General features: G+C 53.8%; 16 protein-coding genes and 2 pseudogenes. 9 read left to right on the plus strand and 9 right to left on the minus strand.

Translation table 11 applies throughout. The features are described 5' to 3' along the window. Positions 1 to 33 precede the first annotated feature (33 nt). From nth to dksA, 9 genes are all read right to left on the minus strand, one after another. Positions 34 to 690, minus strand: a complete 657-nt coding sequence (gene nth / locus ACR2R1_RS01650) for an endonuclease III (protein ID WP_434112360.1) — start codon at positions 688 to 690, stop codon at positions 34 to 36. After that, positions 687 to 1,400, minus strand: a complete 714-nt coding sequence (locus ACR2R1_RS01655) for an electron transport complex subunit E (RefSeq protein ID WP_077732345.1) — start codon at positions 1,398 to 1,400, stop codon at positions 687 to 689. Before ACR2R1_RS01655 ends, nth begins: the two co-directional genes overlap by 4 nt. Next, the gene (rsxG, locus tag ACR2R1_RS01660) at positions 1,397 to 2,041 is read right to left on the minus strand and encodes an electron transport complex subunit RsxG (protein ID WP_086135638.1); all 645 of its coding nucleotides are present in this window, start codon (positions 2,039 to 2,041) and stop codon (positions 1,397 to 1,399) included. The genes ACR2R1_RS01655 and rsxG overlap by 4 nt, the downstream gene beginning before the upstream one ends. Beyond that, complete coding sequence (gene rsxD / locus ACR2R1_RS01665; protein ID WP_077732347.1) at positions 2,038 to 3,069, minus strand: electron transport complex subunit RsxD; 1,032 nt, start codon at positions 3,067 to 3,069, stop codon at positions 2,038 to 2,040. Before rsxD ends, rsxG begins: the two co-directional genes overlap by 4 nt. A 60-nt stretch (positions 3,070 to 3,129) precedes the next feature. Then, entirely contained in the window at positions 3,130 to 4,812 is a 1,683-nt protein-coding gene (gene rsxC / locus ACR2R1_RS01670; protein WP_434112363.1) for an electron transport complex subunit RsxC, read from the minus strand. Next, positions 4,809 to 5,348, minus strand: a complete 540-nt coding sequence (gene rsxB / locus ACR2R1_RS01675; protein ID WP_434112365.1) for an electron transport complex subunit RsxB — start codon at positions 5,346 to 5,348, stop codon at positions 4,809 to 4,811. Before rsxB ends, rsxC begins: the two co-directional genes overlap by 4 nt. Positions 5,349 to 5,361: 13 nt before the next feature. Next, complete coding sequence (rsxA, locus tag ACR2R1_RS01680; protein WP_077732349.1) at positions 5,362 to 5,943, minus strand: electron transport complex subunit RsxA; 582 nt, start codon at positions 5,941 to 5,943, stop codon at positions 5,362 to 5,364. Between the two features lie 170 nt (positions 5,944 to 6,113). After that, complete coding sequence (gene gluQRS, locus ACR2R1_RS01685; protein WP_346425856.1) at positions 6,114 to 7,070, minus strand: tRNA glutamyl-Q(34) synthetase GluQRS; 957 nt, start codon at positions 7,068 to 7,070, stop codon at positions 6,114 to 6,116. 3 nt (positions 7,071 to 7,073) lie between these two features. Further along, the gene (dksA, locus tag ACR2R1_RS01690; RefSeq protein ID WP_077732350.1) at positions 7,074 to 7,514 is read right to left on the minus strand and encodes an RNA polymerase-binding protein DksA; all 441 of its coding nucleotides are present in this window, start codon (positions 7,512 to 7,514) and stop codon (positions 7,074 to 7,076) included. Between the two features lie 134 nt (positions 7,515 to 7,648). Between dksA and ACR2R1_RS01695 the strand changes: the two genes are divergently transcribed. From ACR2R1_RS01695 to ACR2R1_RS01735, 9 genes and pseudogenes are all read left to right on the plus strand, one after another. After that, positions 7,649 to 8,806 (plus strand): aminotransferase class I/II-fold pyridoxal phosphate-dependent enzyme, encoded by a 1,158-nt coding sequence (locus ACR2R1_RS01695; RefSeq protein ID WP_434112368.1) that lies wholly within the window; start codon positions 7,649 to 7,651, stop codon positions 8,804 to 8,806. A 362-nt stretch (positions 8,807 to 9,168) separates the two neighbouring features. Next, positions 9,169 to 9,774 carry an XrtA/PEP-CTERM system exopolysaccharide export protein gene (locus ACR2R1_RS01700; protein ID WP_077732352.1) on the plus strand — a complete coding sequence of 202 codons (606 nt, stop codon included), beginning with the start codon at positions 9,169 to 9,171 and terminating at the stop codon, positions 9,772 to 9,774. A gap of 26 nt (positions 9,775 to 9,800) precedes the next feature. Then, positions 9,801 to 11,351 (plus strand): XrtA system polysaccharide chain length determinant, encoded by a 1,551-nt coding sequence (locus ACR2R1_RS01705; protein ID WP_156881046.1) that lies wholly within the window; start codon positions 9,801 to 9,803, stop codon positions 11,349 to 11,351. Positions 11,352 to 11,365: 14 nt separating this feature from the next. Further along, positions 11,366 to 12,283, plus strand: coding sequence for an XrtA-associated tyrosine autokinase (locus tag ACR2R1_RS01710; RefSeq protein WP_077732354.1), 918 nt, complete (start codon positions 11,366 to 11,368; stop codon positions 12,281 to 12,283). A 10-nt stretch (positions 12,284 to 12,293) separates the two neighbouring features. Further along, positions 12,294 to 13,169, plus strand: a pseudogene (locus ACR2R1_RS01715) (TIGR03016 family PEP-CTERM system-associated outer membrane protein); the annotation flags it as partial. A gap of 170 nt (positions 13,170 to 13,339) precedes the next feature. Next, positions 13,340 to 13,882 (plus strand): annotated as a pseudogene (locus ACR2R1_RS01720) (hypothetical protein); the annotation flags it as partial. Between the two features lie 391 nt (positions 13,883 to 14,273). Next, positions 14,274 to 15,323: an XrtA/PEP-CTERM system-associated ATPase gene (locus tag ACR2R1_RS01725; protein ID WP_434112370.1), complete on the plus strand. Its 1,050-nt coding sequence runs from the start codon at positions 14,274 to 14,276 to the stop codon at positions 15,321 to 15,323. A 132-nt stretch (positions 15,324 to 15,455) separates the two neighbouring features. Further along, positions 15,456 to 16,283 carry an XrtA system polysaccharide deacetylase gene (locus tag ACR2R1_RS01730; RefSeq protein WP_434112372.1) on the plus strand — a complete coding sequence of 276 codons (828 nt, stop codon included), beginning with the start codon at positions 15,456 to 15,458 and terminating at the stop codon, positions 16,281 to 16,283. 18 nt (positions 16,284 to 16,301) lie between these two features. Continuing rightward, the gene (locus tag ACR2R1_RS01735) at positions 16,302 to 17,324 is read left to right on the plus strand and encodes a FemAB family XrtA/PEP-CTERM system-associated protein (protein ID WP_133717338.1); all 1,023 of its coding nucleotides are present in this window, start codon (positions 16,302 to 16,304) and stop codon (positions 17,322 to 17,324) included. The last annotated feature ends 6 nt before the right edge of the window (positions 17,325 to 17,330 follow it).

Below are 17,330 nucleotides of genomic sequence, written 5' to 3' on the forward strand. Positions count from 1 at the left end.
TCAAGCACTAATGTTTTAAATCGTCTCGGACGATTATTTGGTATCCGAAAAGTATTCGGGTGGAGTTTTGTCCGGGTATTCGCACAAGTCGGCGATCGGGCAAATGGGGCATTTCGGTTTCCGGGCGACGCAGGTATAGCGGCCGTGCAGGATGAGAAGGTGATGGGCATCCTTGAAATACTGTTTGGGAACGGTACGCTCCAGTTTCCTTTCGACCTCCAATACCGTTTTGCCAGGCGCGAGCCGGGTTCGGTTGGCGACGCGGAAGATATGGGTATCAACCGCGATGGTATGCTGGCCGAATGCGGTGTTGAGGATGACATTGGCGGTCTTGCGGCCTACACCCGGCAGTGCTTCCAACTCTTCTCTTGTTTGCGGCACTTGGCCGCCGTGTTTTTCCAGCAGCAACCGGCAAAGTCCGATGATGTTCTTGGCCTTGCTTGGATATAGGTTGATAGTCTTGATGTATTCCTTGAGACCTTCTTCACCCAAGGCGAGTATGGTCTCGGGCGTATTGGCGACCGAGAATAGCTCGGCGGTAGCCTTATTGACGCCCTTGTCGGTCGCTTGCGCCGACAGCACCACCGCGATCAGCAGCTCGAAAGGCGTCGAGTGCCTGAGCTCGGTCGTCGGCTCCGGGATCGCCGCGGCCAGACGCTCGAAAATCCGTCTGCGCTTTTCGGCGTTCATGATTCATGCATGGGAGATTTATGGAGCGAGTCTGTTTGGACCGGCGCAGTCTTGCCGAGAGCTTTCGTTTTCGCCCGGGCGTCGATGAGGTTTTTCACCGCGATCAGGAGGCCGAGGCCAATGAAGGCGCCAGGCGGGAGAATTGCCAGCAGAAATCCGTCGTAGTCGCTGAAGACGGGTAAAGTCCAGTTCTTGGCGATTTCGCCGAACATCAAGTCCGCTCGATTCAACACGGCACCGGTTCCTATCGCCTCGCGCAGGGCGCCGAGCATGACCAGTGCAAAGGTGAATCCCAACCCCACGAACAAGCCGTCCATGAGCGCGCGATCGACCGGATTCTTGGATGCGAAGGCTTCGGCGCGTCCGATGATGGCGCAGTTGGTGACGATCAGAGGTATGAAGATGCCGAGAATCTTATGCAGATCGTGGAAGAAGGCATTCATCAATAGTTCGATGACGGTGACGTTCGAGGCGATGATGAGTACGAACACCGGCAACCGGATTTCGGTCGCGACGTGATTGCGGATCAGCGAAACGATGACGTTGGAAAAGATCAGCGCCATGGTGGTGGCGAGACCCAGCCCCAGGCTGTTGATCACCGAATTGCTGACCGCCAGCAGGGGGCATAATCCCAGAAGCGCGACGAAGGCCTGGTTGTTGTGCCAGAGGCCGTCGCGGACGATTTTCTGGTATTTGGAAAAGTCGATCATGGATTCGATCCTAGGGAGCTTCCCGACTCTTGGTCAAATAGGCGCTCTTGGTTCCGCTCAAAGAAAATCAGGGTCTTGTAAACGGCTTTGACTACCGCGCGTGGCGTGATCGTCGCTCCGGTGAACTGGTCGAACTCGCCGCCGTCCCGTTTGACTTTCCAGCGGGATTCTGAAGGATTACTCAGCGAGCGGCCGTCGAAGCCCAATATCCAGTCCGATTTGTCGGTATCGATGGGATCGCCGAGTCCGGGCGTTTCGCGATGGCTGACGACCCTGACGCCGGCTAGCGAGCCGTCCGTGCGGACTGCTACCAGCAGTCTGATTGTGCCGTTGTAGCCGTCCGGAGCGATAGGGGAGAGCACGGCCGCCACGGGCTTGCCGTTTTTTCGTGCGCGATAAATGGTAACCGCTTTATCGGTGCCGAGGGTGAGGTCGCTGGCTGTTATGGTGTCGGCGAGAATATCGTTGTCGAACCAGTCGGCCGGAACCAAGGATTCCAAAGTGTGCAGCAGGACGGCCTGTTCGTTGGACTCGATGCGCTCTTTCGTTCCGTCGTGCACCAGGGCCACGAGTCCCATGCCGATGACGGCGAACACTCCGAGCGCGGCGGCTGCATTGATGATGGGCTTGGGCAAATTCATTTCGGATGTCCGTAGACCCGCGGACGGGTGTAGTGATCGATGGTGGGCGCAGCCAGATTCAACAGCAGAACCGCAAAGGCGACGCCGTCCGGATAGCCGCCCCAGGAGCGGATGACGAATACCAGTAGGCCGATCGATGCGCCGTAAATCAATCGCCCGCGCGGCGTGGTCGAGGCCGTGACCGGATCGGTCGCGATGAAGAAGGCTCCGAGCATGGCGGCTCCGCTGAAGCACTGGAACAGCGGCGTCGGGTAGACCGCCGGATCGATTAGGAAAAAGATCAACGAAATGCCGAACAAGGCGCCCAAGAATCCGACCGGAATCTGCCAGCCGATGATGCCGCGTTTCAACATCCACAGTCCGCCCAGGAGAAAGCCGAAATTGACCCATTGCCAGCCGCGCCCGCCGATTCCTGCGAAAAGCCCCCCGGCCTGAATTTCGTCCAGTAACCGGTTTAGCCCGAGCTGGGTCTTGATCGTATCGAGCGGGGTCGCCATGGTTAGCGCGTCGAAAGTCATGTCCGACGGCAGCGTGCGGGTGAAGATCGCATTCCAGGCATCGGCAAAACTCAGCGCTGAACCGCTCAGTTCCTTGGGCGGAAGCCAGGCGGTCATGTGCTGGGGAAAAGAGATCAGGAGTACGGCGTAGCCGACCATCGCCGGGTTGAAGGGATTGTATCCCAGCCCGCCGTACAGGTGCTTGCCGATGACGATGGCGAAAAGCGCTCCGAAAGCCGTAAGCCACCAGGGCGCCAAAGGCGGCAGCGACACGGCCAGCAGCACGGCGGTGAGGGCAGCGCTATAGTCCCTAAGAGCAGGCGCAATCGGACGGCGACGCAAGGAGAGCATGGCGGCTTCGCCCAGCTGCGCCGCGAGCAGGGCGATCATGCACTGCACGAGCACTCCAGGGCCGAATTGCCAGACCAATGCCGCCAAGCCCGGAATCAGAGCAACGAGCACCTCCAGCATGATGCGGTTGACGCTGTTGACGGGGGCAAGATACGGCGCGTGAGCGGTCGGAAAACGCATGTGAGCGAGTGTTGGATGATGGATGTATTTCAAGTGGCTGTCGAATTTGGAAATGCCCGGCTAATCGATCTCCGAAGGCACCGCTTGAGCTTCGGATTCCGGGCCGCCTGGCGGAGTCTCGGTGTGAACGACCTTGGCGGACTCTCGACGAGTCTCGGCGCCTGCCGGCGGCACTACCGTTTCTTGCTTATCGCCATCAATTTGCGCGGCGCCTTCGCTTGACGGTGCCGATTTTTCCGCGCGGCGGAGTTTTGCGCGTTCGATAGCCTCGATGATTTCCGGCGACTTTCCTGTTCCCAGGTTCTCTTTCTTCCGCTTCGCGGCTTCCGCGCGCTCGCGCTTCTCCTGTTCCTTTCGAGCCTGGCGCGACTCGAAACGAAGGCGCGCATGATCGGCCTTTTCGCGCTCGCGCCGCTTGGCGATGGCCTTGCCTTTCGTGGCGCGGAAATGTTGGACGAGCGGAATGTGGCTGGGGCATACGACATCGCAGGAGCCGCACTCGATGCAGTCGAACAGATTGTAATCCAGCGCCCGTTCGATCTGGTCCGAACGGCCGTACCAGTAAAGCTGCTGCGGCAGCAGGTTCACCGGGCAGGCTTCGGCGCAAGCGCCGCAACGAATGCAGGGCAGGGATCGCTTTTCGCCGATCAGTTCGTTGCGGCCGGCCACCAGTATGCAGTTGGCCGATTTGGTCAAAGGCAGATTATCAGTCGGCACGTCAAAGCCCATCATCGGTCCGCCTAGAACGAGCCGCTCGGCTTCGTTGGTATAGCCGCCGCATTGTTGGATGAGATCGGCGAAAGGCGTACCGATCCGAGCCAGAACATTCTGTGGCTGTTTTACGCCGCGGCCGGTTACCGTCACGATTCGGGAAATCAAAGGAGTACCGTGAACGACGGCGTTATAAACCGCTGCGGCCGTTCCGACATTCTGGCAGACGATACCGATGTCGGCCGGAATGCCGCGCGTCGGTACTTCGCGGCCGGTCAGCACGCTGATCAATTGTTTCTCGCCGCCGGTGGGATAAATGGCGGGAACGCGCACGAGCTGAATAGCCTCGAAACCTCCGCGCTGCTTCGCCTTCTCCAGTGCGGCCAGCGCGTCCGGCATATCGTCTTCCACGGCCAGGAGACAGCGTTCCGCCTTCAGGATTTGGAGCAGGATTTTGGCGCCTTCCAGCACGTGGTTCGGATAGTGGCTGAGCAGGCTGTCGTCGCAAGTGATGTAGGGCTCGCATTCCGCGCCGTTCAGAATCAGCGTGTCGACCTTGCGATCGCTGCCCGGTGCCACCTTGACCGAGGTAGGGAACGCGGCTCCGCCAAGGCCGACGATTCCGGCTTCGTATATCCTGCGGCGCAGTTCGTCGGGAGAACACTGCCGGTAATCCTCTATGCCGGCGAAGTCCATGGCGGCATCCTCGCCATCGGTCTCGATGACGATGCACGATCCAGTCAGGCCGGACGGGTGGGGCAGAGGCAAGTCTTCGATCTTCCGGACGATGCCGGAACTGGAGGCGTGAATCGGCGGATAGAACGGGTGGTCGTCGCGGGCGATGACTTGGCCTTTCAGAACCCGGTCGCCCGGCGCGACGACGGGCTTGGAATCTTCGCCATTCCGCTGTTGCAGCGGAAAAAGCAGCCTTTCCGGTAAACGCGCGACGGCGAGCGGGGCTTTGCAGGACTCCTGCTTATGGCCATCCAGATGAAGGCCGCCATGGAAGTTCCAGAGTTTGAACAAGCTCATTGACCCACCGCTTTGGGTTCGGGCCATCGCCAGGTGGCCAGGGTTTCCTTAACGGGTTCCATGCGGATGCAATCCACCGGGCACGGCGCCACGCACAGTTCGCAGCCCGTGCATTCCGACGCAATGACCGTGTGCATGTGCTTGGCTGCGCCGAGGATCGCATCGACGGGGCAGGCCTGAATGCAAAGGGTGCAGCCGATGCATTTGCTTTCATCGATGATGGCAACGGACTTCGGTTTTTCGATGCCATGTTCGGCGCTCAAAGGCTTTGGTTCGACGCCCAGCAGATCGGCCAGCGCGATAACGCCTTCCTCGCCGCCCGGAGGGCACTGGTTGATGTCCGCATCGCCCCGCGCGATGGCTTCTGCATACGGGCGGCAACCGGGAAAACCGCATTGCCCGCATTGCGTTTGCGGCAATACGGCGTCGATTTTATCCGCCAAGGGATCGCCCTCGACCTTGAAGCGCCGGGCTGAATAGCCCAGGATCAAGCCTAATAAAGCGAACAATGCGCAAACGACGAATACGGCCAACATGGATGAAACCGGATCAGCCCTTGACGAGGCCGGAGAATCCCATGAAAGCCATGGAAATCAGGCCGGCGGTAATCAAGGCGATAGCGTTGCCGCGGAAAGGTAAAGGAACATCGGATGCGTCTATTCGTTCGCGAACCGCTGCGAACAGAACCAAAACCAAGGTAAAGCCGAGAGCGGCACCGAAACCGTACAAAAACGACTCGATGAATCCGTGCTGAGACTGGACATTCAGCAGCGCAACGCCAAGCACCGCACAGTTGGTGGTAATGAGGGGCAAAAATATGCCCAGCACTTGATAGAGCAAGGGGCTCGACTTGCGTACGAACATTTCGGTGAATTGCACCACCACGGCGATGACGACGATGAAGACGATGGTGCGGAGATATTCCAGTCCCAGAGGGACCAGAAGATATTCGTTGGCGAGATAACTGCTCACCGAAGACAGGGTCAGTACGAAGGTCGTCGCCAGACCCATGCCCATCGCAGTCTCAAGTTTTTTGGATACGCCCATGAAGGGGCAAAGCCCGAGAAACTTGACCAAGACGAAGTTATTGACCAGGGTCGTGCCGACCAGGATGAGCAGGTAATCCTTCATTAAGGAAAAATCGGGGAAGTGGGTCGTGATTTGGAGGACGGAATTTTAAAGAAAAGCAATAACTTGTCAAACCATAAAACCGACTGAAATACTTTGTTTTTGCGGGACGTCGGCCATTACGGCATTCGGAGTAAAAGACGAGATCATTATTTAGGTTTTGTAAGGATAGCTCACGATAAGTTCACCGGGATGGTGCGCTGAGCCGAGAGTCGTGAAATGTCCCAATTTCGGAGTGCCCAATCGAGGACATCGTCCGTTTTTGCCGATTGCAAATCCGGAGGCGGGTTTTGGTTTAAGAGGGTCAACAAGCTAACCAAGGTCGATGATGGATTTTGCCCATCCACGGGATCGGCGTAGGTCTGTTTGCTCAGTTTGAGTCCCATTTGATCTAGGAGAACCGGAACGTGCGCGTATACCGGAGTGGGCAATCCGAGTAGCCGCTGCAAATAAATCTGCCGGGGCGTGGAGTCGAGCAAATCGACGCCCCGAACCACTTCGGTAATGCCTTGTTCGTCATCATCGAGCACGGTTGCCAAATGGTAGGCATAAACTGCATCGCGCCGGAAGACGATGAAGTCTCCGACGTCGTTCGCCAGATTCTGTGTCACTGGTCCCTGGAGCATGTCCTCGAACGTTACCGCAGCGTTTTCCGTTATGACGCGCAAGGCATGAGGGTCGGTCACAGGTTTCTTGTTCCTGTTCCGGCAGAACCCCGGGTAAATCGATGCGTCCGTATTTCCGTCAGAGAACGACGCAAGGTCTTTGCGCGAGCAGGTGCAGGGATAAAGGAGCTCTTGATGATCGAGCCGCGCAAGTGCGGCTCGATAGGCCTCCAAACGCTCGCTCTGATAGAGGATAGGCCCGTTCCAGTGCAAACCGAATGTTTCCAGGGTGCGAAGAATCCGGTCTGCTGAATCGGCAATGGTGCGAAAAGGGTCGACATCGTCGATTCTCAAATACCATTCGCCTTGCTGCGATTTGGCTTGGAGAAAACTGGCGAGAGCTGTGTAGAGGGAGCCTAAATGCAGGGGGCCGGTAGGCGATGGCGCGAAACGGCCCCGGTATTTTGGCTTAGAAGAGGTCGTCGAGAATTGGGTGTCGTTCAAGTCCGAGGATGAATGGACCAAAGATTAGCCGACTTGCTTTTCCCGGATTTCATCCAGAGTCTTGCAGTCGATGCACTGGGTCGCCGTCGGCCGCGCCTCGAGGCGCCGCAGGCCGATTTCCACGCCGCAGGTCTCGCAATAACCGTAATCGCCACGCTCGAGATTTTCCAGGGATTCTTCGATCTTTTTGATGAGTTTCCGTTCCCGGTCGCGGGTACGCAGTTCCAGGCTGAATTCGGATTCCTGCGTCGCGCGGTCGTTCGGGTCCGGGAAATTAGCCGCTTCGTCCTGCATGTGATGCACCGTCCGATCGACTTCCTTCATGAGTTCCGCCTTCCAATTCTGTAGAATGCGACGGAAGTGCTCGACTTGAGCCTCATTCATGTATTCTTCGCCTTCCTTGAGCGGGTAAGGCGTGAAGCTGAAAGGTGTCACATGGGTATCGGCTTTTTGGGCGCTGGACATCCGTAAACTCCTAAACCAAGTTCAAAAACCGGATATTACTAGCAGACAAATCGCGGTTCTGCAAGATGGCCGGCGTCTGCTAACGAGATTGCTGGGACACTTTAAGGCGATTCCGCCGTGTTACGGATGCAAAAATGATGATTTCGAATCGTATGGCTGGCATACAGCCCTTCTACGTGATGGAAATTTTGTCGCGTGCCAATGCATTGGAGCGGCAGGGGCGGGACATTATTCATATGGAAATCGGCGAACCGGATTTTCCGACGCCTCCGCTGGTTATCCAACACGCGACCGAATTCATGCGCCGCGGAGAAATAAAGTATACGCCGGCTGCCGGGCTGCCCGAGCTTCGCGAGGCTATATCGAAATATTACCGCGACCGCTACGGCGTATATGTCGCGAGTGAACGAATCTTTGTCACTCCAGGCGCCTCGGGCGGCTTTCTGTTGGCGATGGGATTGCTGCTTAATGAAGGCGACGAGGTTCTGTTGGCGGATCCCGGCTATCCATGTTATGCGAATTTTGTTCGACTTTTTGGTGGCACTCCTTCGTTGGTTCCCGTAGACGCGTCAACGTGCTTCCAGCTCAATTCGGACGTCCTGTCCGCCCACTGGGACAGCCGAACAAAGGGCGTTGTGATCGCATCGCCCTCGAATCCCACTGGAACCGTAATGCAATCGGATGCGTTGAAGAGACTCACCATTGAATTGGAGCGGCGATCGGGGTTTTTGATATCAGACGAGATCTATCAGGGACTCGAATATGACGAGCCTTCACCGACGGCTCTATCGCTCTCGGATCGGGTTTTCGTGGTCAACAGCTTTTCGAAATATTTTGGCATGACAGGCTGGCGGGTCGGCTGGCTTGTGGTTCCTGCCGACTACATCGAAAGTGCCGAAAAACTTGCACAGAACATTTTTATTTCTACGCCCGCCCCTTCACAATATGGCGCCCTGGCTTCCTTTACCGAAGCGAACTTACAAGAATTGGAGCAGCGACGACGCGTTTTTCAGGAAAGAAGAGACTTTCTTTGTGAGCAGCTGTTGAGCATTGGATTTACATTAAACACCATCCCAAATGGTGCTTTTTATGTGTACGCTGATTGCCGGCGGTTTACGTCGAATAGCTTTGATTTTGCATTGAATTTGTTAGAGGAAACCGGCGTGGCGACAACTCCGGGTAAGGATTTCGGAAAAAATTCGCCCGAAAGTCATCTTAGATTTTCATATGCGGTCACTCTTGAGCGATTGGCTGCGGCCATAACTCGGATAAGACAGTTTGTGCAGCGCTAATCCTATATGCGACGCTAGACTGCATAATGAGATATTTAAAATATAAGTTGTTAAATCAATCGGTTAGCGCATCCTGGCTGGCGTGATAGCGATCCTCTGGGTGAAATAATCAGTCTTAGGGGCGCGCAACAGCTATGCTAGACTTTGTATGCTTCCTGAGCCGGCGAGATGGGGCGCCGCATTGTAAATCGAGAGCGAAGAGCCAGGCTTTTTGTGCTTGCATCAGACCCGACGTTCCACAAAACCGCGCCGCTTAAACAAAACAAATGTTGGTTTTATGTCAGGGTTTCGGCTGACCTTGTTTTCACCTCGGGTTTCGTGAGCGAGCTGTTTTAAGAAAAAGCTAATTGGGGATAGATATTATGCGTCTTTTTAATTATGGAGCTTTGTGCGGAATTTTATTCTGCGCCTCTTTACTCGTGGGATGTGCTCCACTCGCACCAAACGTAGACCCGCCCTCGGAATATACCTACATCATCGGGCCAGGCGACAGCATTGAAATGTTTGTCTGGGGAAATCCCGAAGTATCTCGCACCATACCGGTTAGACCGGACGGAAAAATCAACGCCCCTTTGGTTGAGGAACTACCTGCATCGGGCAAGACGCCCTTTCAGCTCGCGCGCGATATCGAAAAGGAATTAGCAAAATATATTCGAAACCCGCTAGTAACCGTAATTGTGAGTAATTTTGTCGGTCCTTACAGTGAGCAAGTTAGAGTTGTTGGGCAAGCTGCAAAACCTCAGGCTGTACCTTATAAAGAAAATATGTCTCTGCTCGATTTAATGATTTTAGTTGGTGGGGTTACCGATTATGCGGCTGGCAACCGAGCTACTATCGTAAGGACATTAAATGGTGTTAAGCAGCAACTTAGAGTTCGTATCGATGATCTGCTCGAGGATGGCGATATCACGGCTAATGTAAATATTCTACCAGGAGATGTTTTAATTATTCCGGAAGCTTATTTTTAGCCTGTTTCGCATAGGAGCTAATTTCCATGCATGAACTAATCGCCGAGGTTCTCGGTCATATCCAAGGCGCAACCCGTTATAAGTGGCTTTCTATTGCTTTGGCATGGGTAATTAGTCTTGCGGGTTGGGTTTTTGTCGCGCAAATGCCTAACAAGTATGAGGCAAGTGCGCGCGTACATGTGGATACTCGCTCTGTTTTGCGTCCTCTGCTTTCCGGCTTGGCTATTCAGCCAGATGTTTCCGGCCAAATCCGATTAATGTCGAAATTGATGTTCAGTCGCCCAAACTTGGAGAAAGTGGCTCGGATGACCGACTTGGATTTAGGCGCGAAGGATGAAGCATCCATGGAAAAGTTAGTCAGTCACCTGCAATCGGCTATGAGCATTACTGGCGGAGAAAATAATCTATTTACGATTAGCGCAGAAGACCAAAATCCAGCGGTAGCAAAGAAGATTGTTCAGGCATTATTAACTATTTTTGTTGAGCAAACACTCGGAGAGTCGCGGGAAGATTCAAATTCTGCGCAGAAATTTCTGGACCAGCAGTTAAAGGAGTATGAAACACGTTTGCAAGCCGCTGAGAAGGCAAGAGAGGATTTCAAGCGAGCCAATTATGGATTGTTGCCGGAGCACGGGGGCGACCTTTATGGACAGCTCGGCACGCTTAACGGACAGCTCGAGGAGGCTAAGATGGCTCTGCAAGAGGCTGTCTATCGGCGCGAAGAAATGCAGAGGCAGCTGGATGAAGAGGAGCCGTCATTCACGGATTTTGGGAGCCAAGTTGCAGCAAGTCCTTTGGATACGCGTATTCAAGCGTTGCAAGCTCGATTGGATGAATTGTTGCTGAAATACACGAAGGGACATCCCGAGGTTATGGCGATTAAAAAGAGCATAGTCGAATTGGAACGGCAGAAAAAAAAGGAAGAGGAGGAGGCCGCATCGGAAGAAGATACCAGTTCTGGCATGGGGGGCGAGACAAATCCGGTTTTTCAACAGAAGAAAATTGCGCTTGGCGAGGCGGACGCTAATGTCGCCTCCTTGAACTCACGAGTCAAAATCTTCGAGGAAAAGATAGAGAACCTGAAGAAACAAATGGATGACCGTTTAAAAGTGGAGACTCAGTTGCAGGGTCTCAATAGAGATTATGCAGCGATTAAGGAAAATTATGATGCACTCCTGAAACGGCGCGAGACAGCGAGAATGTCGGAAAGCGTAGAGCAGAGCACGGATAGCGTTAAATTCAAGATTGTCGACCCACCTCAAGTACCTACGAAACCTTCTGCTCCCAATCGCATTCTATTATCGGTTGGGGTTTTCGCGGCAGGTATAGTGGTGAGTATAGGGTTGGCTGTGTTTTTGGCGCTGCTCCGGCCGGCATTCAATACCATGAATAAAGTTCGAGAGGTTACAGGACTGCCTGTACTTGGCAGCGTTTCCATGAATTGGATTCCGGAAATTAAGGAACGGAAATGGCGTGAGTTTCTAGCTTTTACGGCTGTATTTGCCATGTTATTCGTAGTATTCGTTGGGGTAATCTTGCTGGAAATTAGGGGTTATCATCTTCCGTCCTTCATTTAGTCGGGGGCAGCCACGTGAGCATTATTGAAAAGGCACTTAATAAAGCGTTAGAGCTCGAGCAGTCTTCGACTAATAAAAAGGCGGATCAACAGAATTTTCCCGAAAGACTGGAAAACATTGAGGCGGCCGAGCCAGTCCCCGAGCCAACCAGGAAAGCTACTGCCGAGGCCAGTAAAATACATTCGATCGGTTGGAGTCACCTGCGGGAAAAAGGGATGCTCGGGCCTGAGATGGCTTATAGTCAGATAGCGGAGGAGTATCGCCTAATCAAACGGCCGCTTTTGATGAACGCATTCCCGGATGGTGATAATGGTCTCAGCCGTGCGAATCTGATTCTCGTCACCAGCAGTGTTCCCGGCGAGGGGAAAACCTTTACGGCCGTAAATTTGGCGCTCAGCATAGCGATGGAGCGGGATAAAACCGTACTGTTGATAGATGCTGACGTGGCGAAACCATCGATAGCTGAATTACTCGGGATCCCTGCGAAGATAGGATTGACCGATCTGCTTCAGGATAAATCGATCCGTTTTTCCGATGTCTTGATCAAAACGGATATTCCCAACCTCACGCTGTTGCCGGCAGGTAAATTGGATCGCCATTCCACCGAGCTCTTAGCTAGTGATGCGATGAAACGACTAGCCAATGAATTATCTGCCCGTTACCCGGACCGGGTAGTGATTTTTGACTCTCCGCCATTGTTGGCTGCTAGTCAAGGCTCCGTTTTAGCCACGTTGGTTGGGCAGGTCGTCCTGGTAATTGAGTCGGAATCAACGCCCCAATACATTGTTCAGGAGGCCATTTCCAAATTAGAGTCCTGCGAGGTCATTGGCTGTGTATTGAACAAGACCAAAAAGGGATTTGGATTCAGATATTATGGCTACGGGTACGGTTATGGGTATGGATCTTATGGTCAGCAGAGAACTGATGGGTGACCCAGCGTCCATGCCAAGTATTAGGAAGATCGGTCAAGGTATAGCCGTTCTTCCTTTTCTTTTTCCGTTGGCCCCTGCCTTCGCCGTGGATTGGCTTGTAACTCCCAATTTAACTGCGCGAGGAATATATTCCGACAATATCAATTTGTCCGGTAGCGGACAACGGTCTAGCAGTTCGGCGGGGCAGAATGGCGATGATGCATTCGTGACTGAGTTAAGTCCTGGCGTATCAGTCCGGCGCCGGGGCCGAAATCTATTTAACTTGGATTATCGCATGCAGAATCTATTCTATGCGGGAACGGATACAGATCCGCGGATCAATAACCAACTTCAAATGAATTCGACTACCGAGCTGTGGGATAATTCGGTATTCATCGATTCTACAAGTACGATTGGGCAATACAATAACTCGACTACTGGCCGTTTTGCGTTTGATAATGTCTCGCAAACTGGCAATACCAGCGATTACAGAACTTTTCGAATCAGCCCCTATTGGAAGCCGCACTTGGGCGGTTATGCAGAAGGTACTGCCCGTGTCACGTACAGTAACATCGGCGGAGGAAACTTCGATTCGAATATTTTCGAACAAAGAATAGATTTGCGTAGTGGCAACTGGTTCGATTCGCTTACCTGGCGTGCCAACTTTTATAATCAAGAAAACACGCGTGACAATGGTGTCGGAGGCGCCAGCGCTACAGGCGACGTAAAATATCGAAACTACAATGGCGAGTTGAGATACCGTCTCTCCAAGGAATTCAGCCCGTTTATTCAGGCAGGACGTTTCGAAAACGATTTTTTAGGTCAGACAAACATTTCGGGGGCTCGAAACGGGGGGTATTGGACTGCGGGACTGGCTTGGACGCCGAGTGCTAAATTAGCTGTACAAGGCGGGTGGGGTAGCAACAATCATTTCATATCTGTGGCATGGGAGCCGAGCAAAAGAACTACGTTTCAGATCATCTACCGCGATAGCGACATAGGTGGGGCTTATGGTGGAGGTGGTTTCGGCGGGTTAGGCTACGGCGGAGCGGGTTTCGGCGGAGCAGGTTTCGGCGGAGCAGGTTTCGGAGGAGCAGGTTTCGGAGGAGCAGGTTTCGGAGGAGCAGGTTTCGGCGGAGCAGGTTTCGGCGGAGCGGGTTTCGGCGGAACAGGTTTCGGCGGAACAGGTTTCGGCGGAACAGGTTTCGGCGGAACAGGTTTCGGCGGAACAGGTTTCGGCGGAACAGGTTTCGGAGGAGCGGGTTTCGGAGGAGCGGGTTTCGGAGGAGCGGGTTTCGGAGGAGCGGGTTTCGGCGGAGCGGGTTTCGGCGGAGCGGGTTTCGGCGGAGCGGGTTTCGGCGGAGCGGGTTTCGGAGGAGCAGGTTTCGGCGGAGCAGGTTTCGGCGGAGCAGGTTTCGGTGGGACCGGCTTAGGAGGGTTCAACGCCGGAACGACTTGGAACGCGCTGCTAAGTCACAGAACTCGCCGAACGAGTTGGATAGCAACTTATACGGTCAACACCACGACAATTCAGCAGGTTCTGCTCGATCAACCGGTGTTCGATCCGTTGACCAGTCAACCATTCTTGTTGCCGATCGATCAGCCTATCTTGACCAATGAGGTCATCACTCGAAAACGGGGACAAGCATCTGTCTCCGGTCACACTGCCAAGAGCACCGTAACCTTGACCGGCTATCAGGAGGATCGAAACTATCAATTTTCCGGTGATCAGGACGTGCTTGGATTTACGGCGTTGTGGAGTTGGCAGTTCGCAGCACGAACCCAATCCCTTTTGTACTTTGTCTGGCAGGCGATCGATAATCAGAGCGAGACTTTAGGGCGTTCCGACAACAAGTTTATGACCGTGTCACTAGCATTGAACCGAAGGATCTGGGCCGATTTGATAGGCTCTTTGGAGTTGCGGCACATGCAGCAGGATTCGAATCGGTCACAAAATGAATTTGACGAGAATCGGGTAACGGCCAGTTTGCTTATGAGGTTCTGATTCTTCATGTACGATGCCTTTTACAATCTGAAAAAAAAACCTTTCCAACTGAATCCGGACCCCGAGTTTTTCTACAACAGCGCGGTTCATAAGCGGGCGTTGGCATATTTGCGGTATGGTTTAGCCCAGGGCGAAGGGTTTGTTGTCGTGACCGGAGAGCCCGGCACCGGGAAAACGATGCTGGTAAAGGAGTTGTTCGGCGCGCTCCGGAACGAAAATATTGTTGCAGGCCTGATGGTGACGTCCCAGGTCGGTGCCGAGGATACTCTACGGATCATTGCTGCCACGTTCGGCCTTTCTTACGATGGCGATGCGAAGGCGGTTCTCCTCAAGAATCTGGAAGAATTTTTCAAACTTAAGTCTCGCGAGGGAAAGCGAGTCCTACTGGTCGTCGATGAAGCACAGAATCTTCCGACCCAGTCTTTGGAAGAACTGCGCATGCTGCTCAATTTCGAATCGGAAGGACGATCGATCTTTCAGGTTTTCCTGTTGGGACAGGATGAGCTGCGAGCGACATTGCAGGGAGGCAAAATGGAACAGGTACGGCAGCGAATAACGGCCATGTACCACTTGCGACCATTAGAGCTCGAAGAAACCAAAGAGTATATCCTTCATCGATTGACTACGGCGGATTGGGCACACGATCCGGAATTTACGAAAGAGGCATTTGAGGAAATCTATCGCCATACCCAGGGGGTTCCACGAATAATTAATACTTTGTGCGACCGGCTTTTATTGTATGGATACTTGGAGGAACTCCACATGCTGGATTTGGATGCGGTTCGCTTGGTGATAAACGAGATGGAGCAGGATGCCGTGCGAGTCCAGCGCCCATCCTGTCAAGGAACGACCAATATCGAGGCGTCGTTGTACCCGATCGACTCGGGATACGTCCCGGCGGCTACCGGAAGCCTAGAGGAGAGGGTCGTTCAACTCGAACACCTGGTGCTCAGTTTGCGGAAAACCGTGCAAAAAGAACGGGCTTTGTTGCGAAAAGCCATTCTCTTGCACCTCGATCTTGATGAAGTTTATCAGGAGCCGCTTGACGAATCTTGAAGTGCGAAAAAACTAGCTTGAAGCTTCTCGCTGCGAATTAACAAAAACAATTATAAATTGCGCGCCGTTACTGCGCGTTAGGGGGTATTTTTGGCTAATCCGTCGGCCGCTGGCAATCCCATCGTCAATGCGATGACAGTGGATGTCGAAGATTATTTCCATGTATCGGCATTCGAACCCTATATTGGAAGGGATAAGTGGGACGATTTACCCTGCCGGGTGGAAAGAAATACCGACCGGATACTTCAGATCTTTGCCGAAGCGGGAGTGCAAGCCACTTTTTTCACGTTGGGGTGGGTGGCCGAGCGCTACCCGGCACTCATAAAACGAATAGTAAAAGCCGGCCATGAGCTGGCTTGTCACGGCTATAGCCATGTACGAGTGACTCAACAAACTCCTGATGAGTTTCGTGACGATGTTTTGCGGACCAAGCGTTTGCTCGAAGATCTCGGCGGAGTCCCGGTTCTGGGATATCGTGCGGCCAGCTATTCGATCGGTTCCAAAAACCTCTGGGCGCTAGAGGTTCTGGAAGAGTCAGGATTCCGTTACAGCTCCAGCATCTATCCTGTAAAGCATGATTTGTACGGCATGCCGGAAGCGCCGCGCTTCTCGTTCAGGCCGTGCAGACCGGACGGGTTGCTGGAAATACCCGTAACTACGGTCGAATTAAGCAATAAGAAATTGCCGTGCGGCGGTGGCGGCTATTTCCGTTTGCTGCCCTATCGGGTGTCTCGCTGGGCCATCGAGCGAGTGAATCGGAGAGACCGGCAATCATGCGTGTTTTATTTTCACCCTTGGGAAATCGATCCGGATCAGCCGAGGCAGCGAGGCATCAATCTGAAAACACGGTTTCGCCACTACCTGAACCTTTCTCGGACCGAATCGCGCTTGCGCCGTCTTTTACACGACTTTCGCTGGAACACGATGGCTCATGTGTTTTTATCTCCATACCACAATTAACCCGGACCGAAATCTTGCATGGAAATTAAGCGATTAGACGGCAGCCGCAAGTCTGACTGGGATGCATTCGTAAATAATTGTACCGAGGCGAGTTTTTTTCATCGCGCCGGTTGGCAAGACGTCATCGAGCGCGCCTTTGGCCATGAAACCCACTATCTCTTTGCGGAAGAAGAGGGTCGGATCGTCGGGGTATTGCCGCTCGGCCATGTGAAAAGCTTTCTATTCGGTAATGCGCTGATATCGAACCCCTTTTGCGTGTATGGCGGCGCCGCGACCGAATCCGATGCAGCGCGTAAAGCGCTGGAGCAGGCAGCCTGCGATCTTGCACGGGAACTCGAGGTGGATTATCTGGAGCTTCGCAATCAAAAACCGCACGGATCCGGGCGGCCGACCAAATCGCTCTATGTCACGTTCCGGAAAGCTCTGGATCCCGATCCCGAGAAGAATCTCGCGGCCGTTCCGCGTAAACAGCGCGCGATGATCCGAAAGGGCATTGCCGCCGGCTTAAGCAGCATCATCGATCCCGGTGTGGACCGGTTTTTCGGAGCCTATGCCGAGAGCGTCCGCAATCTCGGAACACCGGTATTTTCAAAACGCTATTTCGCAATCTTGAAGGACGTATTCGGCGATTCTTGCGAAATCCTCAGCATCGAGCACCAAGGGCGCGTTATCGCCAGCGTGATGAGTTTCTATTTTCGCGACGAGGTGCTCCCGTATTATGGCGGCGGAACCGGAGAAGCCAGGGATCTCAAGGGTAACGATTTCATGTACTGGGAGGTCATGCGGCGGGCGACGGAAAAAGACGTGCGGGTATTCGACTACGGTAGAAGCAAAGAAGGTACCGGCTCGTACCGATTCAAGACGCACTGGGGCTTCGAGCCCGAACCATTGGCTTACGAGTACGAGTTGGTGAAAGCGAAGGCGGTACCCGAGATAAATCCGCTCAATCCGAAATATCGATATTTCATCGCTGCATGGCAGCGTCTGCCTTTGCCGGTCAGCAATCTGGTGGGCCCCTGGATTTCCCGCAATCTCGGCTGAACGTTA

Origin of the sequence: Methylocaldum sp. GT1TLB, assembly GCF_051027445.1 — a bacterium.
Lineage (GTDB): Bacteria > Pseudomonadota > Gammaproteobacteria > Methylococcales > Methylococcaceae > Methylocaldum.

What these genes read in the sequence shown, in the direction of transcription:
- ACR2R1_RS01730 (WP_434112372.1), top strand. Translation starts at nt 15,456, where the DNA reads ATGACAGTGGATGTCGAAGATTATTTCCATGTATCGGCATTCGAACCC.
- rsxD (WP_077732347.1), bottom strand. Translation starts at nt 3,069, where the DNA reads ATGCGTTTTCCGACCGCTCACGCGCCGTATCTTGCCCCCGTCAACAGC.
- rsxB (WP_434112365.1), bottom strand. Translation starts at nt 5,348, where the DNA reads ATGTTGGCCGTATTCGTCGTTTGCGCATTGTTCGCTTTATTAGGCTTG.
- ACR2R1_RS01700 (WP_077732352.1), top strand. Translation starts at nt 9,169, where the DNA reads ATGCGTCTTTTTAATTATGGAGCTTTGTGCGGAATTTTATTCTGCGCC.
- rsxC (WP_434112363.1), bottom strand. Translation starts at nt 4,812, where the DNA reads ATGAGCTTGTTCAAACTCTGGAACTTCCATGGCGGCCTTCATCTGGAT.
- rsxA (WP_077732349.1), bottom strand. Translation starts at nt 5,943, where the DNA reads ATGAAGGATTACCTGCTCATCCTGGTCGGCACGACCCTGGTCAATAAC.
- nth (WP_434112360.1), bottom strand. Translation starts at nt 690, where the DNA reads ATGAACGCCGAAAAGCGCAGACGGATTTTCGAGCGTCTGGCCGCGGCG.
- rsxG (WP_086135638.1), bottom strand. Translation starts at nt 2,041, where the DNA reads ATGAATTTGCCCAAGCCCATCATCAATGCAGCCGCCGCGCTCGGAGTG.
- ACR2R1_RS01735 (WP_133717338.1), top strand. Translation starts at nt 16,302, where the DNA reads ATGGAAATTAAGCGATTAGACGGCAGCCGCAAGTCTGACTGGGATGCA.
- ACR2R1_RS01655 (WP_077732345.1), bottom strand. Translation starts at nt 1,400, where the DNA reads ATGATCGACTTTTCCAAATACCAGAAAATCGTCCGCGACGGCCTCTGG.
- ACR2R1_RS01725 (WP_434112370.1), top strand. Translation starts at nt 14,274, where the DNA reads ATGTACGATGCCTTTTACAATCTGAAAAAAAAACCTTTCCAACTGAAT.
- ACR2R1_RS01705 (WP_156881046.1), top strand. Translation starts at nt 9,801, where the DNA reads ATGCATGAACTAATCGCCGAGGTTCTCGGTCATATCCAAGGCGCAACC.
- ACR2R1_RS01695 (WP_434112368.1), top strand. Translation starts at nt 7,649, where the DNA reads ATGATGATTTCGAATCGTATGGCTGGCATACAGCCCTTCTACGTGATG.
- dksA (WP_077732350.1), bottom strand. Translation starts at nt 7,514, where the DNA reads ATGTCCAGCGCCCAAAAAGCCGATACCCATGTGACACCTTTCAGCTTC.